The sequence below is a fragment of the Zeimonas arvi genome, from assembly GCF_008039575.1.
GTDB classification, from domain to species: domain Bacteria; phylum Pseudomonadota; class Gammaproteobacteria; order Burkholderiales; family Burkholderiaceae_E; genus Zeimonas; species Zeimonas arvi.
This window is the reverse complement of sequence record NZ_VDUY01000009.1, coordinates 14,960-34,926: the sequence shown is the minus strand read 5'-3', so window position 1 is coordinate 34,926 and position 19,967 is coordinate 14,960. Positions and strand designations below refer to the sequence as shown.

15 protein-coding genes are annotated in these 19,967 nt (G+C 70.6%); 3 read left to right on the top strand and 12 right to left on the bottom strand.

The window, feature by feature from the left end; genetic code table 11:
- Positions 1–15 precede the first annotated feature (15 nt).
- Positions 16–2,427 (bottom strand): putative bifunctional diguanylate cyclase/phosphodiesterase, encoded by a 2,412-nt coding sequence (locus FHP08_RS17435; RefSeq protein ID WP_187272355.1) that lies wholly within the window; start codon positions 2,425–2,427, stop codon positions 16–18.
- Positions 2,424–3,053 carry a methylamine utilization protein gene (locus FHP08_RS18520; protein ID WP_187272354.1) on the bottom strand — a complete coding sequence of 210 codons (630 nt, stop codon included), beginning with the start codon at positions 3,051–3,053 and terminating at the stop codon, positions 2,424–2,426. Before FHP08_RS18520 ends, FHP08_RS17435 begins: the two co-directional genes overlap by 4 nt.
- A gap of 269 nt (positions 3,054–3,322) precedes the next feature.
- On the opposite strand from FHP08_RS18520, the gene FHP08_RS17430 reads away from it, so the two are divergent.
- The 3 genes from FHP08_RS17430 (at position 3,323) to FHP08_RS17420 (ending at position 8,562) form a co-directional block, all read left to right on the top strand.
- A complete protein-coding gene (locus FHP08_RS17430; protein WP_225879190.1) occupies positions 3,323–4,315 on the top strand; it encodes a DUF4394 domain-containing protein in 993 nt (330 codons plus the stop codon).
- 117 nt (positions 4,316–4,432) lie between these two features.
- Positions 4,433–7,594 (top strand): error-prone DNA polymerase, encoded by a 3,162-nt coding sequence (locus FHP08_RS17425; protein WP_147705780.1) that lies wholly within the window; start codon positions 4,433–4,435, stop codon positions 7,592–7,594.
- Positions 7,595–7,722: 128 nt separating this feature from the next.
- The gene (locus FHP08_RS17420) at positions 7,723–8,562 is read left to right on the top strand and encodes a GGDEF domain-containing protein (protein ID WP_187272353.1); all 840 of its coding nucleotides are present in this window, start codon (positions 7,723–7,725) and stop codon (positions 8,560–8,562) included.
- Between the two features lie 39 nt (positions 8,563–8,601).
- Here the strand turns inward: FHP08_RS17420 and FHP08_RS17415 are convergent, their stop codons facing one another.
- From FHP08_RS17415 to FHP08_RS17370, 10 genes are all read right to left on the bottom strand, one after another.
- Positions 8,602–10,917 (bottom strand): NADP-dependent malic enzyme, encoded by a 2,316-nt coding sequence (locus FHP08_RS17415; protein ID WP_147705778.1) that lies wholly within the window; start codon positions 10,915–10,917, stop codon positions 8,602–8,604.
- A 149-nt stretch (positions 10,918–11,066) separates the two neighbouring features.
- Positions 11,067–12,287: an O-succinylhomoserine sulfhydrylase gene (locus FHP08_RS17410; protein ID WP_225879189.1), complete on the bottom strand. Its 1,221-nt coding sequence runs from the start codon at positions 12,285–12,287 to the stop codon at positions 11,067–11,069.
- A 26-nt stretch (positions 12,288–12,313) separates the two neighbouring features.
- The gene (purF, locus tag FHP08_RS17405) at positions 12,314–13,843 is read right to left on the bottom strand and encodes an amidophosphoribosyltransferase (RefSeq protein WP_147705777.1); all 1,530 of its coding nucleotides are present in this window, start codon (positions 13,841–13,843) and stop codon (positions 12,314–12,316) included.
- Positions 13,844–13,861: 18 nt separating this feature from the next.
- A complete protein-coding gene (locus FHP08_RS17400) occupies positions 13,862–14,365 on the bottom strand; it encodes a CvpA family protein (protein WP_147705776.1) in 504 nt (167 codons plus the stop codon).
- Positions 14,362–15,072 carry an SPOR domain-containing protein gene (locus FHP08_RS17395; RefSeq protein ID WP_222707929.1) on the bottom strand — a complete coding sequence of 237 codons (711 nt, stop codon included), beginning with the start codon at positions 15,070–15,072 and terminating at the stop codon, positions 14,362–14,364. The genes FHP08_RS17400 and FHP08_RS17395 overlap by 4 nt, the downstream gene beginning before the upstream one ends.
- Positions 15,073–15,097: 25 nt before the next feature.
- Positions 15,098–16,408 carry a bifunctional tetrahydrofolate synthase/dihydrofolate synthase gene (gene folC / locus FHP08_RS17390; protein WP_147705839.1) on the bottom strand — a complete coding sequence of 437 codons (1,311 nt, stop codon included), beginning with the start codon at positions 16,406–16,408 and terminating at the stop codon, positions 15,098–15,100.
- Entirely contained in the window at positions 16,405–17,277 is an 873-nt protein-coding gene (gene accD, locus FHP08_RS17385; protein ID WP_147705774.1) for an acetyl-CoA carboxylase, carboxyltransferase subunit beta, read from the bottom strand. The genes folC and accD overlap by 4 nt, the downstream gene beginning before the upstream one ends.
- A 14-nt stretch (positions 17,278–17,291) precedes the next feature.
- Positions 17,292–18,110, bottom strand: a complete 819-nt coding sequence (trpA, locus tag FHP08_RS17380) for a tryptophan synthase subunit alpha (protein ID WP_147705773.1) — start codon at positions 18,108–18,110, stop codon at positions 17,292–17,294.
- Complete coding sequence (gene trpB, locus FHP08_RS17375) at positions 18,110–19,309, bottom strand: tryptophan synthase subunit beta (RefSeq protein WP_147705772.1); 1,200 nt, start codon at positions 19,307–19,309, stop codon at positions 18,110–18,112. The genes trpA and trpB overlap by 1 nt, the downstream gene beginning before the upstream one ends.
- Positions 19,306–19,962 (bottom strand): phosphoribosylanthranilate isomerase, encoded by a 657-nt coding sequence (locus tag FHP08_RS17370; protein WP_147705771.1) that lies wholly within the window; start codon positions 19,960–19,962, stop codon positions 19,306–19,308. Before FHP08_RS17370 ends, trpB begins: the two co-directional genes overlap by 4 nt.
- Positions 19,963–19,967 lie beyond the last annotated feature (5 nt).

Sequence of the window (19,967 nt, the reverse complement as noted above, 5' to 3'; positions counted from 1 at the left end):
TCTTTGGGAGAAATGTTACATGACGAAGGCGCTTCGAACGACTTCGTCTCGAGGCTGGCGGATTCCCCAGGGAGATTCCGCCAGCCAGGCGCCGAGCGCATCGGGCGCCTGCGCGGGACTGGCGAACCAGCCCTGGGCGGCATCGCAACCGATGCGCCGCAAGGCCTCGACCACGGCCTCGTCCTCGACCCCTTCAGCGACCACACGCAGCCCGAGGTTGTGCGCGAGCTCCACCGTCGACCGAACGATGACCAGGTCGTCGCGGTCGCCGAGCATCCCGGAGACGAAGGTCCGGTCGATCTTCAGCTCGCCGACCGGCAGCCGTTTCAGGTAGCCCAGCGACGAGAAGCCGGTTCCGAAGTCGTCGATCGACAGCCCGAGCCCGAGCGCGCGCAGGCTGCGCAGGGTGCGCAGCGCGAGCTCAGGATCGTCGATGAAGCTGCTCTCCGTGATCTCCAGCGTGACCAGCGGCGCCGGCACCCGATGCCGCGCCAGCATGTCCGACACCAGTCCGACGAGGCCCGGGTCGTGAAGATCGCGGGTCGACAGATTGATGGCCACGTTCAGCGGGCTCGCGTTCCGATGCCACTCGCCGCACTGCCGGATCGCCTCGTCGAGCACCCAGCGCGTGACCGTCCTGATGAATCCGGTCTGTTCCGCGAAGGGGACGAACGCGGACGGTGGCACCAGGCCCCGATCGGGATGCTCCCAGCGAACGAGCGCTTCGACGCCGTAGGTGCGGCCCTGCGCCAGGTCGATCTTCGGTTGATAGTGAACCCGCAGCTGCCTTTCCTCGACCGCGCGACGCAGCTCGCCCAGCAGCGAGAGGTGCTCCTGCCGGGCAACGTCGTGGCTCGGGTCGAAGACCGCGTACCCGACGTGCGTGCGCTTGGCGGCGAACATGGCCATGTCGGCATGCCTTGCCAGCGCGCCAGCATCGTCCGCGTGATCGGGGAACACCGCGAGGCCAAGGCTGGCGCCGACATGCACAGGCTGGCCTGCCGCACCGAACGGCGCCTTCAGGCAATCCAGGATGCGCTCGGCCACCCGCGTCGCGCCCCCGGAGTCGGCCCGATCGAGGAGCACCGCGAACTCGTCGCCGCCGAAGCGGGCAACGTGCTGCGAGTCTCCGATCAGCGCGACCAGCCTGTCACCGACCTGGCGGAGCACGTCGTCACCCGCCTCGTGACCCAGCGTGTCGTTGACCAGTCTGAAGCGGTCCAGGTTCAGAAGGACCACGGCGAAGCGCTGTCCGATGCCGCGGTGCGACACGATCGCCCGCTCCAGTCGCTCGTTGAAGCCGGCCCGATTCGGCAGCCCGGTGAGCCGATCCACGTAGGCCAGCCGCAGGATCTCCCTCTCGCGCGATGCAATGTCCTCGCGCATCCGGTTGAAGCTGTCGGCGAGCATGCCCACCTCGTCCCGCTGGCGCACCACGATCGGCTCGGAGTAGTCGCCTCGGCGCATCCGCGCCGCGCCCGCGCCGAGCATCGCCAGCGGTCGCGTGATGCCGCGCGCGACCAGGTAGCCGAGCACGACCAGCACGCAGACGCTCGCCACCGCGAGCACTGCCAGGAACTGGCGCAGCCGGTCGTAACCGCGCAGCAGCTCGTCGATCGACTGCTGCAGCACCGCGGAGACCTGCCCCTTGCGCTCGCCTTCGAGCGCGAGGACCCGCGTTCCATAACGATCCTCGCCCACCTCGACGACGTGCGCGACGGCGTCCGTACCGGTCGCCAGGAGCCGCCTGGTGAGCGTGGCATCGAGGCCCGGTGCCATGGTGCTGGCGAGCACGACGAAGGTGTCGCGCTGGCGGGCCACGAAGGACACCTCCAGGCCGGTCAAGGCCTTCAGGTCGTTGGCGAGGTCATCGTCGATCAGGAAGCCGACCGCGATCCATGCGATCGGAACCGGCGCCAGCACCGGGACGATGACGACCTGGTACGGGCGGCCCTCGTCGATCACCACACCCGACGCGCCCTCGCCGCGCGAGGCCCGCTCGAAGAGTTCGGGATACGGGACCCGGCTCGCCGCGCGCCGCCCGACGCCCGGCTGGTCGTCGCGCGCATCGGCAAGCACTTGCCCATCGAGCGAAAGGAGCATCATCGTCGAGGCGGCAATCCTGCGCCCGTGGTTGGCGAGCACCGAGGCCAGCGTTGCCGCATCGCGGGTGGCGATCGCTTCCCGGAGCGCGAAATCGGCCGCCAGCACGCCTGCCGCCTGCGCAAGCTGCGCCCGGCTGTGCTGAAGCTGCCGCCCGAAGACGCGCTCGCCCGCCGCGAGCGAGCGCTCGAGCTGTTGTTGCGCGGTGCTGCGGTGCGCGCCGTCCATCAGGAGGTAGCCGATCGCCTGGCCCACGACCACGAGAACCGCGAACAGCACGATGATCCTGGCTCTCAAGGTGCGGAATCGCGGCAGAACGGTCATCGGGGCGACATCCGCTTGCGAGACGTCGCCGGGATCGCGAGGCTCAGCTCGTGCCGGGCGTCGCGACGCGAAATGGCGATCCGCGAGGTCACCGGCTCGCCTTCGTGGTCGGGATGCGCCACCATCACGTCCCAATCGCCTTCCTGCAGGTTCTCGAGCCGCACCCATCCGTCGCTTCCACTGACGCCGAAATGCGGCGTGTCGACCACATAGACATAGGCGAGCATCCGATCGTGGATGTTGCAGCCGAGGACGACCCGCCCGGGCCGATCGAAGACCACCGGCTCGGCGGGTGTGCCGAGATAGAGCTTCAGCGAGAAGACCTTGGCGGGCGAGAACGAATACACGTGGTGCCGGACCGTGTCGTTGTTCGGAAAGCGGACCGCAGTGCCGGTCTGGACGATGGACACGAAGGGAACGAAGGTCCGATCCCGCTGGTCGATCGTTGCGCCGACCACGGCCTGCGAGGACTGCGCAGCGCCTCGCCGCGCCGCCCACACTGCGGCATCGGCCACGGCCCGGCCCTCACCGTCCCGGACCGCCACCGCGAGGTTCGCCGCCAACGCCTGCACGGACAGCGCGGGCGTCATGCCGACGAGGACGGCAAGCAGGCACGCGGCAGGCATCCGGTGCCGGCGCCGCACGAGCGGCCGGGCCGCGCCGAACGGTCGCGCGGTCTCGCGTCGCACAGGGCGGAGTCGGCAGTTGCAGGGGCATGTCATCGTCGTAGGCGAGCGTCCGGCACGAAAGGATCGACCCCTACAGTGTAAGAAGGCCTGGAGGGCTGGCGTACGCCGCCTGTCGGTCGACAAGGCAGCGCATCGGCCGCGCTTGCGTCATCGCCGGGCCTCGCCTCAGGATCGCAGGTGTCCCCGAGTCACAGGATCCACCGACGATGTCCCTTGCAAACACATCAGGCGCCTTCGCCTCCCGTCGCCGTCCGCTGCTGCCTGCCTGGCCGGCAGGACTGGTCCCGCTCGGGCTGGCCATGCTGCTCGCAGCCTGCGCGACACCGCAAGCCGCAGGTCCGGAAGCCCGTGGCGGTGGCGCCGCAACGGTGCCGGGCCCGGCCCTGTCCCCCGCATCCGGCCCTCCGGGGCTGCCGAGGATCGTGCATGCGGTGACCGCGTCGAACGAACTGATCCGCCTCGACGCGGCCCGGCCTGAACGCCTGCTCGAACGCCGCAGCCTGAGCGGCCTGGCGCCTGGCGAAACCATCGTGGGCATCGACTACCGTGTCGCACGAGGGATGCTCTACGCGCTGGGCTCGACGGGACGACTCTATGTCGTCGACCCGCGCACCGCCCGAACGCGCGCGGTCGGCGAACCGGCCCTGCCCGCCGTCGCCTTGTCGGGACGTGTCGGCTTCGACTTCAACCCGGCGGTCGACAGGATCCGCGTGGTCACGGATGCGGGCCTCAATGCCCGCCTGCATCCCGACACCGGCGCCCTGGTCGATTTCGATCCGGCCCGGGCCGGCGCGCAGCCGGACGGGCCCTTGGCCTTCGATCCCAGGGATCGGGACGCAGGGGCCGCGCCGGCCGTCGTGGCGGCCGCGTATACCTACAACCAGCAGGACGAAAGGCTGACGACCAATTTCGCGATCGACGCCGCGCGGGGCCTGCTGCTCACGCAAGGCACTCGCGAGAATGCGACGACGCCGGTCTCGCCGAACACCGGCGTGCTCCTGACGGTGGGGCCACTGGGCACCGGCCCGCTCGAAGACGTTTCGTTCGACATTGCGGACATCGACAACGAGGCGTTGGCGAGCGTCCGGCAGCAGGGCCGGTCGGTGCTGATGCGAATCGACCTGCTGAACGGCAAGGCCTCGCCCATCGGCACGATCGGGGACGGCAGCCCGGTGCGAGGCATTGCGATCGAACCCTGAGCGCACCGGAGAACCTCCTGGGGGCTTCGATCGAGCACGCGTTATACTGTTTTTCTGTACAGTATCAACCGGCGGCGAGGCAGCCATCAGGCGCCGGCCGCTTCGCGCCGATCGCCGATGCCTGCCCCCTACGCCGAGCTCCACTGCGTCAGCAACTTCTCCTTCCTGCGCGGCGCCTCGCACCCCGAGGAGCTGGTCGAGCGGGCGCAGGCGCTCGACTATTCGGCGATCGCGATCACTGACGAGTGCTCGCTGGCCGGCGTGGTGCGCGCGCACCTGCAGGCGCGCGGCACCGGCATGCCGCTCGTCGTCGGCGCCGAGTTCTCGCTGCGCGACCTGCTGCCCGCGCCGCCCGGCGCGCCGGGCGCCTTCCGGCTCATCCTGCTGGCCACCGACCGCGACGGCTACGGCAACCTGTCCGAGTTGATCACCGCGGCGCGGATGCGCGCCCCGAAGGGCCGCTACCGGCTGCTCGACACGGACCTGCGGCACGGATTGGCCGGTTGCCTCGCCCTGCTGGTGCCGCCGCCGGCCGTCGCGGTGTCGCCGCCCGGATCCTTCGTCGAGGCGGCGCGCTGGCTGCGCGAGCGCTTCGACGACCAAGGCCGGATCGGCGTGGCGCTGCACGCCCGCGGCCATGACGCCGCACTGCTCGAGGCCTCGCGCGAGGCGGGCCGGCGCGCGGGCCTCGTGCTCGCAGCGGTCGGCGACGTGCACTGCCACCTGCGCTCACGCAAGCCGCTGCAGGACACGCTGACCGCGATCCGGCTCGGCGCGCCGGTGCGGCGGCTCGGCTACGCGCTGGCCTCGAACGCCGAGCAGCACCTGCGCAGCCGCCTGCGGCTCGCGCAGCTCCACCCTGCCCGCATGCTCGAGGAAACCGTGGCGCTGGCCGAGCGCTGCCGCTTCTCGCTCGATTCGCTGCGCTACGAATATCCCGACGAGATCGTGCCGGCCGGCGAGACCCCGGCCAGCTGGCTGCGCACGCTCACGCTGCGCGGCGCCGCGCGCCGCTATCCGGGCGGCGCCCCCGAGGCCGTCGCACGGCAGATCGAGCACGAGCTCGCCCTGATCGCCGAGCTGCGCTACGAGCCCTACTTCCTGACCGTTACGGACATCGTCGACTTCGCCCGCGGCCGCGGCATCCTGTGCCAGGGACGCGGCTCGGCGGCGAACTCGGCGATCTGCTACTGCCTGGGCATCACCGAGGTCGACCCGGCGCGCGGCAACCTGCTGTTCGAGCGCTTCATCAGCCGCGAGCGCGCCGAGCCGCCCGACATCGACGTCGACTTCGAGCACCAGCGGCGCGAGGAAGTCATCCAGTACCTGTACTCGAAGTACGGCCGCGACCGCGCCGCGCTGGCTGCCACGGTGATCCGCTACCGATCGCGCTCGGCGCTGCGCGACGTGGGCAAGGCGCTCGACGTCGCGCCGCGGGCGATCGAGGCCGTGGCCCGGTCGCAGCAGTGGTGGGACCGCTCGTTGCAGCCGCAGGCACTGGCCGAGGCCGGCCTCGATCCCGCCTCGCGCACCGGCCGGCTCTGGCTGTCGCTGGCCGCCACGCTGCGCGACTTTCCCCGCCACCTGTCGCAGCACACCGGCGGTTTCGTGATCGCGCGCGACCGGCTCACCCGGCTGGTGCCGGTCGAGAACGCGGCGATGCCCGGGCGCAGCGTGGTCGAGTGGGACAAGGACGACCTCGACGCACTGGGCCTGCTCAAGGTCGACGTGCTGGCGCTGGGCATGCTCAGCGCGATCCGCCGCGCGCTCGAACTGATCTCCGCGCGCCGCGGCCGGCCGTTCCGGATGCAGGACATCCCTGCCGAGGACGAAGCCACCTACCAGATGATTTCGCGCGCCGATACCGTGGGCGTGTTCCAGATCGAGTCGCGCGCGCAGATGAGCATGTTGCCGCGGATGAAGCCGCGCCGCTTCTACGACCTGGTGATCGAGGTGGCGATCGTGCGACCCGGCCCGATCCAGGGCGGCATGGTCCATCCCTATCTGCGCCGGCGCCAGGGGCTCGAGCCGGTCGTGTTCCCGCGCGACGAGATCCGGCCCGCGCTCGAGCGCACGCTGGGCGTGCCGATCTTCCAGGAGCAGGTGATGCAGATCGCGATGCTGGCGGCCGGTTTCGGCGCCGGCGAAGCCGACGCCCTGCGGCGGGCCATGGCGGCCTGGCGCCGCCGCGGCGACCTGGGCGGCTTTCGCGAGAAGCTGGTCCACGGCATGACCCGGCGCGGCTATGCCCCCGAGTTCGCCGAGGCCGTGTTCCGGCAGATCCAGGGCTTCGGCGAATACGGCTTTCCCGAGAGCCACGCGGCGAGCTTCGCGCTGCTGGTCTACGTGTCGGCCTGGATCAAGCGCCACGAGCCGGCCGCCTTCCTGGCCGGGCTGCTGAACAGCCAGCCCATGGGTTTCTACGCGCCGGCGCAACTGGTGCGCGACGCGCGCGCCCACGGCGTCGAGGTGCGCGGTGTGGACGTGCTCGAGAGCGACTGGGAGAGCACGCTCGAGGAAGCCGGCCCGCGGCTGCAGCCCGCGGTCCGGCTGGGCCTGGACCGGGTGCGCGGCCTGTCGAAGGCCGGCGCGCTGAGGCTGGTCGCGGCGCGCGCCGAGCGCCGCCTGGCGCGACCGGGCCTGCCACCCTTCGACGACGTCGACGACCTTGCCCGCGCAGCCGAGCTCGATCGTCGCGACCTTCAATGCCTGGCCGACGCCGATGCCCTGCGCGCGCTGGCTGGCCATCGGCTGCAGGCCGCGTGGCAGGTCGCCGCGTTCGCCCCGCCCCCGCCGCTGCTGGCCCGGGCGGCCATCGGCGAGGCGCTGGTCGCCTTGCCCGAGCCCACGCCCGGCGAGAGCACGCTGGCCGACTACCGCTCGCTCGGCATCCCGATGGGCCAGCACCCGCTCGCGCTGCTGCGCCCCCGGCTGGCCAGCCGCCGGGCGCGCACCGCGGCCGAATTGCGCGAGATCCCCGACGGCCGGATCGTCGCCGCCTGCGGCATCGTCACCCATCGCCAGCGCCCGGAGACCGCTCGCGGCACCGTCTTCGTCACGATCGAGGACGAAAGCGGCGCAATCAACGTGATCGTCTGGCCGCAGGTCTTCGAGCGCCATCGGGCCGAAGTGCTGTCGGCCCGGCTGATGACCGTGCAGGGCCTGTGGCAGCGCGACACCGCCACCGGCGGGCAGGTCATGCACCTGATCGCGCGCCGCGTGCTCGACGACTCGGCGCTGCTGGGCCGGCTCGCGCCGGGCAGCCGCGATTTCCGCTAGTCAAGGCCACGCTCGAGGACCCCTCGCGTCCCCTCCCGCCGAACGGGTCGTTCCGATCCTCCGAACGGTGGCCCTCCCCGCCTGTGGATAAGGGAAAATCCCAAAAGACAACCCGAAGAGTCCCGACAGTGAACACCTTTCCCGGCGATGCGTCCTTGCCGCCCGAATCGCCTCGCGTCCTGGTCCTGTACCGCCGCCTGATCGTGGCCCTGGGGGTCCCGCGCACGGTGCTCGCGCTCACGATCGCCGTGGTGGCGCTCTCGCTTTCCCTCGCCGTCCTGATCCGCGCCGCGACCGGCGCCTCGCTCGATCCGGCGCGCCTGCTGCCTGCCGCGCTGATCCCGGCCCTCATCGTTCCCCCACTGTCCTGGCTCAGCATCGGCCTGATCGCGCGACTGGACCGAAGCGAGCGCGCGCAGCAGCACCTCGCGACGCACGATTCGCTGACCGAGCTGTGCAACCGCCGCGAGTTCTTCCAGCGGATGGCGCGCGTCCACGAACGCGCCCGCCGCGACGCCCAGTCGGCCTGGCTGCTGATGCTGGACATGGACCGCTTCAAGCAGATCAACGACGAGTTCGGCCACCTGGCCGGCGACCGGGCGCTCCGGCAGGTTGCCGACCTGTGTCGCGCCGAGACCCGGCCCGGCGACGTGCTGGGCCGCTACGGTGGCGACGAGTTCGCGCTGCTGATGGTGGGCCTCGATCGCGCGGCCGCCGGCTCGATCGCCGCCCGGCTGCGCGAGCGGATCGTCGGCACCCCGCTGCACCTGTCGGACGGGCGAAGCCTGACCCTGAGCGCGAGCATCGGCCTCGCGCCGCTGTTGTGCCCCGGCGTCACCGACCCGGCCTGCCTCAGGCTCGACAAGGCGATCGGCCGGGCCGACGACGCACTCAGGCAGGCCAAGCGCCTGGGCCGCGACCGGATCTGCGTGGCCGAGCCACGAGGCTGCGAGACGCTCGCGGCCTGAGTGCCCTCGCAGCGTCTTCCCGGGCCGCCCGCCTGTCCGTCAGCCCGCCCGCGAGGCTCCCGCGGCAGCATCCGCCACCGCCAGCGCGGTCATGTTGACCACCCTGCGCATCGTCGAGGACGGGGTCAGGATATGCACCGGCGCGTTGGCGCCGAGCAGCACCGGTCCGACCGTGACCCCCTGCCCGCCGGTCACCTTGAGCACGTTGAACAGGATGTTGGCCGCATCCAGATTGGGCAGGATCAGCACGTTGGCGGTGCCGGTCAGCCGCGAATCCATCAGGAAGCGCCCGCGGATCTCCTCGTTCAGCGCGGCATCGCCGTGCATCTCGCCGTCGGCCTCGATGTCCGGCGCCAGCTCGCGGAAGCGTTCGCAGGCCTCGCGCATCTTGCGCGCCGACGGCCGGCGGCTCGAACCGAACAGCGAATGCGACAGGAAGGCCACCTTGGGCGGCAGGCCGAAGCGGCGCACCTCCTCGGCGGCCATCTTGGCGATACCCGCCAGCTGGTCGGCGCTGGGATCCTCGTTCACGAAGGTGTCGGCGATGAACAGCGTGTGCTTGTCGAGCATCAGCGCGTTCATGGCGGCCAGGCAAGGCGCGTCGGGCCGCCGGCCCACGATCGCCTCGACGTGCTCGAGGTGCGCGTCGTAGCGCCCGACCAGCCCGCACAGCATCGCGTCGGCATCGCCCAGCCTGACCATCATTGCGCCGATCGCGGTGTTCGAGCGCCGCATCACCGCCTTGGCGACATCCGGCGTCACGCCTTCGCGCGCCAGCAGCCGGTGATAGGCCTCCCAGTATTTCCGATAGCGCGGATCGTCCTCGGGGTTGACCAGGTCGAAGTCGCGTTCGGCCTTCATTCGCAGGCCGGCCCGCTCGATGCGCTGGGCGATGACCGCCGGGCGACCGATCAGCGTGGGCCGCGCCATGCCGTCGTCGACGATGGCCTGCACCGCGCGCAGCACGCGCTCGTCCTCGCCCTCGGCATAGGCCACGCGTCTGGGCGCCGCCTTGGCCGCCGCGAAGACCGGCCGCATGAACAGGCCCGTGTGGGTCACGAAACGGCTGAGCGACTCGCGATAGGCCTTCAGGTCCTCGATGGGACGGGTTGCCACGCCCGATTCCGCGGCGGCCCTGGCGACCGCCGGCGCGATGCGCAGGATCAGCCGCGAATCGAAGGGCTTGGGAATGATGTATTCGGGCCCGAAGACCAATTCCTGACCAGGATAGGCCGACGCGACCTCGTCGCTGGTCTCGGCCTTGGCGAGATCGGCGATCTCGCGCACGCAGGCGATCTTCATCTCCTCGGTGATCCGCGTCGCGCCGCAGTCGAGCGCGCCGCGGAAAATGTACGGGAAACACAGGACGTTGTTGACCTGGTTCGGATAGTCGGATCGGCCGGTCGCCACGATGCAGTCGGGCCGCACCGACTTCGCGAGCTCGGGCCGGATCTCCGGTTCGGGATTGGCCAGCGCCAGGAGGATCGGCCGGGCCGCCATCGTGTCCACCATCTCGGCGGTCATCACGCCGGGCTGCGAGCAGCCGAGCAGCACGTCGGCGCCGCGCACCGCGTCGGCCAGCGTGCGGGCGTCGGTCTCGCGGCACCAGGGCTGCTTGGAGGCGTCGACCGAATCGGCGCGCGCCGCGTGCAGCACCCCCTTGGAGTCGACCACCAGCACGTTCTCCCGCTTGACCCCGAGCGCCACCATCATGTCCAGGCAGGCGATCGCCGCGGCGCCGGCGCCCGAGGCCACCAGCCGGATGTCGCCGATCTGCTTGCCGACCAGCTCGAGGCCGTTGAGCAGCGCCGCCGAGGAGATGATCGCGGTGCCGTGCTGGTCATCGTGGAAGACCGGGATCTTCATCCGCTCGCGCAGCTTGCGCTCGATGACGAAGCACTCCGGCGCCTTGATGTCCTCGAGGTTGATGCCGCCCAGGGTGGGCTCGAGCGCCGCGATGATCTCGACAAGCTTGTCGGGGTCGCGCTCGGCCAGCTCGATGTCGAACACGTCGATGCCGGCGAATTTCTTGAACAGGCAGCCCTTGCCTTCCATCACCGGCTTGCCGGCCAGCGGTCCGATGTCGCCCAGGCCCAGCACCGCCGTGCCATTGGTGATCACGCCCACCAGGTTGCCGCGCGAGGTGTACTCGGCCGCCAGCGCCGGGTCCTGCTCGATCGCCAGGCAGGCGTAGGCCACGCCCGGCGAATAGGCGAGCGACAGGTCGCGCTGGTTCGCCAGCGGCTTGGTCGGCATGACCGCCACCTTGCCGCGCGTGGGCATGCGGTGATACTCGAGCGCTGCATCGCGCAGCGCCGCCTCGGCTGCCGTGAGGTTCTGGCCTGCCTTGCTCATCTGCCTCTCCTGGTTCTTCTCGATGCGGCAGGACGCCGCGCCTGCCCATCCGATTGTCGCGGACAGGACATTCTAGAACGAGCAGCGCCGCCGATTACCCCGAATCGGCGCAAAGGAGAATGCAGGCGAGGCGCAGGTACGCGCCGGCGTCAGGGCCGCTCCAGGCCTCGCGCGAGGTCCGCGCAGATGTCGGCCGGATCCTCGAGCCCCACCGCCACGCGCAGCAGGCCTTCTCCGATGCCGGCCTCCGCGCGCGCGGCGGGCGACATCCGCCCGTGCGTGGTGCTGGCCGGATGGGTGATCGTGGACTTGACGTCGCCCAGGTTGGCGGTGATCGACAGCAGCCGGCAGCCGTCGACCACGCGCCAGGCGTTGGCGCGCCGCTCGGCATCGGTCTCGCCGGCCAGCTCGAAGGCCAGGACCGCGCCGCCGCCGGACTGTTGCGCGCGGGCGAGTTCGTGCTGCGGATGCGACTCGAGCCAGGGATAGCGCACCCGCCGCACGCCGGGCTGCTTCTCGAGCCAGCTGGCCACCGTCATCGCGCTCTCGGAGTGATGTCGCATCCGGATCGACAGCGTCTCGAGGCCCTTGGCCAGCATCCACGCGTTGAAGGCCGACAAGGTCGGGCCGCAGTAGCGGAGCACCGGCTGGAGGGTCTCGTTCATGTACCTGGCGTTGCCGAGCACCGCGCCGCCGAGCACCCTGCCCTGGCCGTCGAGGTACTTGGTCGCCGAGTGCACGACGATGTCGGCGCCGAGCGCCAGCGGGCGCTGCAGCGCCGGCGTGCAGAAACAGTTGTCCACGACCAGCGGAATGCCGTGCCGCTTCGCGACGTCCACGATCGCGCGCAGGTCGGCGACCTCGGTCAGTGGGTTCGAGGGCGTTTCCAGGAAGAGCATCCGTGTGTTCGGGCGGATTGCCGCCTCCCAGGCGCCGGGGTCGGACAGCGGCACGTAGCTGGTCTGGATGTCGTAGCGCGAGAAGAGCGAGAAGAGCTGGATCGTCGTGCCGAACACGCCCTGCGAGCACACGACGTGGTCGCCGGTCTTCGTGAGGCTCATCAGCACCGACATGATCGCCGACATCCCCGAAGCCGTCGCCCTGCACTGCTCGGCGCCCTCGAGCGCAGCGAGCCGGGTCTCGAAGAGCCGCACCGTGGGATTGCCGAAGCGCGAGTAGATGTAGCCCTCGGCCTCGCCGGCGAACTTGGCCGCCGCGTGCTCGGCGCTGTCGTGCACGAAGCTCGAGGTCAGGAACATCGCCTCGGTGTGCTCGCCGAAGGGAGTCCGCTCGGTGCCGGCGCGCACCGCGAGCGTGTCGAACCGGTACCCGTCGGGGCCGTGCTGGTCGTTCATCCTGTCGTCGCTCATGCTTTGGGGCCCCGGGGCCGCCGAGGTCAGTCCCGGGCCACCGAGAACTGCAGGTTCATCTGGCTGCGCGGCGTGTCTTCGTCGCCGCCCGCCGGCTCGGCAAGCCGCTGCCGCTCGATCTCGTCGAGATAGGCCGCGGTCACGTCGCCGGTCACGTACCTGCCGTCGAAGCAGGAGGCGTCGAAGTCGCGCAGCGCGGGGTTCACGTCGCGCACCGACTGCTTCATGTCCTCGATGCTCTGGTAGATCAGCGCGTCGGCGCCGATCGCGATCCGGATCTCGTCGTCGCTGCGACCGTGCGCAATCAACTCGCCGCGGGTCGGCATGTCGATGCCGTAGACGTTGGGAAAGCGCACGGGCGGCGCGGCCGACGCGAAGTAGACCTTGTTCGCGCCGGAGTCGCGCGCCATCTGCACGATCTCGCGCGAGGTGGTGCCGCGCACGATGGAGTCATCGACCAGCAGGACGTTCTTGCCCTTGAACTCGACGCTCATCGCGTTGAGCTTCTGGCGCACCGTCTTCTTGCGAACCGCCTGGCCCGGCATGATGAAGGTGCGGCCCACGTACCGGTTCTTGATGAAGCCTTCGCGGTACTGGATGCCCAGCTTCATTGCGAGCTGCATCGCCGCCGGCCGCGAGGTGTCGGGGATCGGCATGACCACGTCGATGTCTCCGCGCCAGGCCTCGCGCTTGAGCGACTCCGCCAGGTACTCGCCCATCCGCAGGCGCGCGTCGTAGACCGAGGCGCCGTCGATCATCGAGTCCGGCCGCGCGAAGTAGACGTACTCGAAGACGCAGGGGCTGAGCACCGGCGATTCCGCGCATTGCTCGGTGAACAGCGTGCCCTCGAGGTCGATGAAGATCGCCTCGCCCGGTGCCACGTCGCGCACCAGCCGGTAGCCCAGGCCTTCGAGCGCCACGGACTCCGAGGCCACCATGTGCTCGGTGTCGCCCTTCTCGTTCTCGGTCGCCCCGAGGCACAGGGGCCGGATGCCCCAGGGGTCGCGGAAGGCCAGCACCCCGGCCCCGGCGATCTCGGCCACGCAGGCATAGGCGCCGCGCACCCTTCGGTGCAGGCCGCGCACCGCCTCGAAGATCGACACGGGATCCAGCGTCACGCCGCTGACCGCGGCCTGCAGTTCGTTGGCCAGCACGTTGAGCAGCACCTCGGAGTCGGACTCGGTGTTGATGTGCCGGCGGTCGCGCCGGAACATCTCGTCCTTGAGCTGCTCGGAGTTGGTCAGGTTGCCGTTGTGCGCCAGCATGATCCCGAAGGGCGCGTTCACGTAGAACGGCTGCGCCTCCTCGGAGTTGCTCGCGGATCCGGCAGTCGGGTAGCGCACGTGCGCGATGCCGCTGAAGCCCGGCAGCGAGCGCATGTTGCGCGTGCGAAACACGTCGCGCACCAGGCCGTTGGCCTTGTGCATGTTGAAGGTCTTGCCCATGGCCGTGGCGATCCCGGCCGCGTCCTGGCCGCGATGCTGCAGCAGCAGCAGGCCGTCGTAGAGTAACTGGTTCACCGGGCTGCGGGAGACCGCGCCGAGAATGCCGCACATGGTTTCAGACTCCCGAATTCAGGTTCGCCGGACCTTGCCGGTTCGCTCGCCGGCGGACGCCGGCAGCAGCGGGTCGACCAGGGCCAGCATCTGCTCGAGCAGCGGCCGCGACAGCGCCTTCTGCCATGAGGCCTCCTGGTGCGCGCCCAGCCCCCGCCCGACGACCGCGGCCACCGTCACGATCAGCAGCGCCCGCGCCACCCCGAGCAGCGCGCCCAGCGTGCGGTCGACGCCGCCCAGGCCGACCTTCGACAACACGCGCGACAGCAGCACACCGGCCAGCCTGACCAGGACCAGCAGCACGAAGAAAAGCAGCGCCATCACGAACAGCGGATGCACGTTCCAGCCGGTGGCCTGCATGACCGCGGGCGTGGCGATCGGGGCCCCGACCAGCCCGATCACCCAGCCGGCGACTGCGAACACGGTGCGAACCAGGCCGCTGAGCACGCCCCACACGGTCGAGATCAGCAGCGCGCCGATCACGAACCAGTCCCAGCCGGTCAGCGATCCGACGTCGATCACGGCAGCGACACGAGCGACGAATCGATGCCGACGAGCTTCAGCTTGCCGCGCGCGCGCTCGGCCGACTCGCGATCGTTGAACGGCCCCACCCTGACACGGGTGCGCGGTCCGGCCTGCGTGGCGACCTGCTCGGTGTAGGCGCGCACGCCGGCCTTGCGGGCGCGCTCCATCATGCTGCGCGCGCTGTCCGGATTGGCGTAGGCGCCGATCTGCAGCACGAACTTGCCGCTGGTCTCGGCGGCGGCGCGCGCGGCCGGCTGCGCAGGCGTTGCCGGGCTCGGGGAGCCTGGCTGGGGCGTCGTCTTGGCGGGCGCTGCCGGCGCCTTGGCCGGGGAGGCGGGCTTGGTGGGCGCAGGTGCCGGCGCGGTCTCGGGCTTGGGCACCGGCCCCGCGTCCGCCCGAACCGGGGCTTGCCCGCCCGCCTCGGCCGGACCGCGCTGCGGCTCGGCCGAGGGTGGCGAAGACGGCGGCTGCGCGGCAGGAGGCGGCGGCACGATCGCAGGCGCCCCGGCGCCGGACTGCTGCGCGCCGGCTTCGGGTGCCGGCGGCGGGCGAAGGGGGGTGTCTCGGGACGGGATCTCGACTTCGACGTCGGGCGGCTGCTGGCGCGGCTCGGAATCGAGCAGCAGGGGCAGCACGATCGCCGCCGCCAGCGCCAGGGCCGCCGCCCCGATCAGCCGGCGCCGCGCTCGCTTCTTCTGGGACAACGCGGGATCGAGCGCGCTGCCTTCGCTACCGTTGCGCTTTGCCATGCCTGGAAGTGCGGTTGGCGGCTGCTCGCGTCGCGAGGACGTCGGCCACCGTCAGGAAGGAACCGAAAACCACGATTCTATCATTCGGCCCTGCCCGCTCCTGCGCCGCAACAAGCGCCTCCGACGGGCTCCGGAAGCAGCCGATCGATGCCTCGGCCGTGCCCTCGGCCACGCCGGCCTCGCGCAGCCTACCGGCCACCCACTCCGGGTCCGCGGCCCGCGCGCCGGGCAAGGCGGCCAGCAGCCAGTGGTCGACGCGCCCCTTCAGTGCCGCGATCATCGCGTCGACGTCCTTGTCGCGCATGACCCCGAACACCGCCCAGGTGTAGGGAAAGAAACCCATGTTGTCGAGGTTGGCCGCCAAGTGCGCCACGGCGTGCGGATTGTGCGCCACGTCGAGCACGATGGACGGCTGGCCCGGCAGGACCTGGAAACGCCCCGGCAGCTCGACGACCGCGAAACCCTGGCGCACTGCCTGCTGCGACACCGGCAGGCGATCGCGCAGGGATTCGAGCGCGGCCAGCACGCCGGAGGCATTCAGCAGCTGGTTGGCGCCGCGCAGCGCCGGATAGGCCATCGCGTTGCGCCGGTTGGCGCGGCCGGCCCAGGACCACTGCTGCCGGTCGCCGGCATGGTTGAAGTCGCGGCCGAACAGCCAGAGGTCGGCGCCGATCGCCTCGGCATGCTCGACCAGCGCGCGCGGCGGCGACGGATCGCTGCAGATCGCCGGGCGGCCAGGCCTGAAGATGTGCGCCTTCTCGAAGCCGATCGCCTCGCGGGTGTCCCCGAGCCACTCGGCGTGATCGATGTCGATGCTGGTCACGATCGCGCAGTCGGCGTCGACGATGTTGACCGCATCGAGCCGGCCGCCCAGCCCCACCTCGAGGATCGCGACGTCGAGCCCGGCGTGCTGGAACAGCCGCAGGATGGCCAGCGTGGAGAACTCGAAGTAGGTCAGCGTGACCTCGCCACGCGCCGCCTCGACCGCCTCGAACTGCTCCGCGAGCAACGCCGGGTCGGCAGGCTGGCCGTTCACCCGCGCCCGCTCGGCGAAGTCAACCAGGTGCGGCGAGGTGTAGGTGCCCACCCGGTAGCCCGCCTCGAGCAGGATGGACTCGAGCATCGCGCAGGTGGAGCCCTTGCCGTTGGTGCCGCCCACGGTGATCGTGACGCAGGGCAGCGCGACGCCGAGCCGCTGCGCGACGCCGCGCACCCGCTCCAGCCCCAGCTCGATGGCCGACGGGTGCAGGCGCTCGATGTGGGCGAGCCAGGCGGCGAGGTCGCGGCTCAGACCAGGGCCTCGGAAGGCTGGCGCAGCAGGATCGCGAGCAGATGCGCGATCTCGTCGCGCATCTGCCTGCGGTCGACGATCATGTCGATCGCGCCCTTCTCGAGCAGGAACTCGGCCCGCTGGAAGCCCTCGGGAAGCTTCTCGCGGACCGTCTGCTCGATCACCCGCGGGCCGGCGAAACCGACCAGCGCGCGCGGCTCGGCGATGACCACGTCGCCAAGGAAGCAGAAGCTCGCCGACACGCCGCCCATGGTCGGGTCGGTGAGCACCGAGATGTAGGGCAGCCTCTTCTCGGCGAGCCGGGTGAGCATCGCCGTGGTCTTGGCCATCTGCATCAGCGACAGCAGGCCTTCCTGCATGCGCGCGCCGCCCGAGGCCGCGATCGACACGAAAGGCACTCGCTGTTCGATGGCGGCGCGCACGCCGCGGGCGAAACGCTCGCCGACCACCGAGCCCATCGAGCCGCCCATGAAGTCGAACTCGAAGCAGGCGACCACCACCGGGATCGCGCGGATCGCGCCGCTCATGACCACCAGCGCGTCGGATTCGCCGGTGTCCCGGACCGCCTCCTGAAGGCGCTCGGGATACTTGCGGCTGTCCTTGAACTTCAGCGCGTCGACCGGCTGCACCTCCTGCCCGATCTCGTGCCGGCCTTCGGCGTCGAGCAGCAGGTCGAGCCGGCGCCGTGCGTCGATGCGCATGTGATGCGAGCACTTCGGGCAGACGTTGAGGCTGCCCTCGAGGTCCGCCGAGTAGAGCACCGCGTCGCAGGACGGGCACTTGACCCAGACGCCTTCGGGAACCCGCTTGCCGGCGGACGTCGCCGCCCGCTTGATCCGCGGCGGCAGGAGCTTGTCGAGCCAGGACATTCGATCTGCTCCGCTCAGGCCCGGGCTGCCGCCGCGAAGCGCTCGTCCAGCGCGCGACGGATGCCGCCGATGAATTCGCCGACCCTTTGCGCCGCGCCGGCAGGGTCGCCTTCCTCGAGCACCTGGATCAGCCGGGTGCCGATGATCACCGCATCGGACGACTCGGCGACCGCGCAGGCGGTCTCCGCATCGCGGATGCCGAAACCCACGCCGATCGGCAGCGCGGTACGCGCCTTGATCGCCGCCACCCGCCTGCGGACGTCCTCGCGATCGAGGGTGCCGCCGGTGATCCCCTTCAGCGACACGTAGTAGACATAGCCGCTGGCCAGCGACAGCACCTGGCCGACGCGCGACTCGGTGGACGTGGGCGCGAGCAGGAAGATCGGATCGATGCCCCGCGCGAGCGCAGCCTTCGAAAAGGACTCCGATTCCTCCGGCGGATAGTCGACGACGATCAGACCGTCGACGCCAGCCGCGGCGGCCTCGTCGAGGAAGGTCTCGATGCCCATCCGCTCGACCGGGTTGGCATAGCCCATCAGGACCACCGGGGTCTGCTGGTCCTCGCGGCGGAACTCGCGCACCCAGCCGAACACGTCGCGCAGGCCGACCTTCTGCGCCAGCGCGCATTCGTTGGCACGCTGGATGGCGGGGCCGTCGGCCATGGGGTCGGAGAACGGCACGCCGAGCTCGATGATGTCGGCGCCATTGCGGGCCAGCTCGCGAAGCACCTGCGGGGTGCAGTCGCGGTGGGGATGGCCCGCGGTGACGAAGGGGATCAGCGCCTTGCGGCCGGAAGCGCCGAGCCTGGCGAAGGTATCGGAGATGCGTGACATCAGAACTGGATTCCCGCGCGTTGCGCGACCGTGTGCATGTCCTTGTCGCCGCGCCCGGACAGGTTGACCAGGATCAGCTTGTCCTTGGGCAGCGTCGGGGCCAGCTTGGCCGCATAGGCCAGCGCGTGGCTCGACTCGAGCGCCGGGATGATGCCTTCGATCCGGCAACAGGTGTGGAAGGCCTTCAGCGTTTCCTCGTCGGTGATCGGCACGTACTCGGCCAGGCCGGAGTCCTTCAGCCAGGCGTGCTCGGGACCGACCCCCGGGTAGTCCAGCCCGGCGGAGACCGAGTGCGTGTCGATGATCTGGCCGTCGGCGTCCTGAAGCAGGTAGGTGCGGTTGCCGTGGAGCACGCCCGGCGTGCCGGCGGTCAGCGACGCCGCGTGCCGGCCGGTGTCGATGCCCTCGCCCGCCGCCTCGACCCCCACCAGCTTCACGCCCGGGACCTGGAGGTAGGGATGGAAGATCCCGATGGCGTTCGAGCCGCCGCCGACGCAGGCCACCACGTAGTCGGGCTGGCGTCCGGCCATCACCGGCATCTGCTTCTTGCACTCCTCGCCGATCACCGACTGGAAGTCGCGCACCATCATCGGGTACGGATGCGGGCCGGCGACCGTGCCGATGATGTAGAAGGTGTCCTCGACGTTGGTGACCCAGTCGCGCATCGCCTCGTTCAGCGCATCCTTGAGCGTGCGCGAGCCGGACTCGACCGGCACCACCTCGGCGCCGAGCAGCTTCATCCGGTACACGTTCTGGGCCTGCCGGACGACGTCTTCCGACCCCATGTAGACCACGCACTTCATGCCGAAACGCGCCGCAACGGTGGCGGTGGCCACACCGTGCTGGCCGGCGCCGGTTTCGGCGATCACCCGCGGCTTGCCCATGCGCTTTGCGAGCAGCGCCTGGCCGATCGTGTTGTTGACCTTGTGCGCGCCGGTGTGGTTCAGGTCCTCGCGCTTGAAGTAGATCTGCGCCCCGCCCAGCATCTGCGACCAGCGCCTGGCGTGGTAGATCGGGGTGGGACGGCCCACGAAGTGCTCGAGCTCGTCCTTGAACTCGGCAACGAACTCGGGGTCCGCGCGGTAGCGTTCGTAGGCCTCGCGCAGTTCGTCGAGCGCGTGCACCAGGGTCTCGGCGACGAACACGCCGCCATACGGGCCGAAGTGGCCCCGGGAATCCGGAAAATCGTAAGGCTTCATCGAGTCGATGTCTGGCACAGCTTTGCGTCGGCGCGCAGCACTTCGGCCACGAACCGCTCCATCCGCGCAAGTGCCTTGCGGCGCGGATCGTCGGACTGGATGCCGCTCGAGACGTCGACCGCCGAGGGGCGGACCGCCGCGATCGCGTCGGCGACGTTGTCGGGGGTCAGGCCGCCCGACAGGACGACCGGCAGCGGCCGAACCGCCGGAATCCAGGACCAGTCGAAACCGGTGCCACTGCCGCCGTACCCATGGCTGAACGAATCGAGAAGCAAGGCTTCGGCCTGGCCGAAACGATCGAAGGATTCTAGCAAAACGCCCGCCGAGCGCATTCGAACGGCCCGCCACCAGGCAAGGCCATCGGGCACCGACGCCAGGCATCGCTCGGGCGATTCGTCGCCGTGGAACTGGATCACGTCGAGCCCGACGTGGCTCGCGATGCGCCGCACCTCGGCGGGCTCCGCGTTGACGAAGAGGCCGACCGCCGACACCCACGAGGGCAGGACGCGGCGCAGCGCCGCGGCTGCGTCCGTGTCGAGGTGGCGCGGGCTCTTCGCATAGAAGACGAAACCGGCCGCGTCGATGCCGAGCGCTGCCGCATCGCGCAGGTCGCCCGCATCGGTGAAGCCGCAGAACTTGATCCGGGTTCTCATCGCAG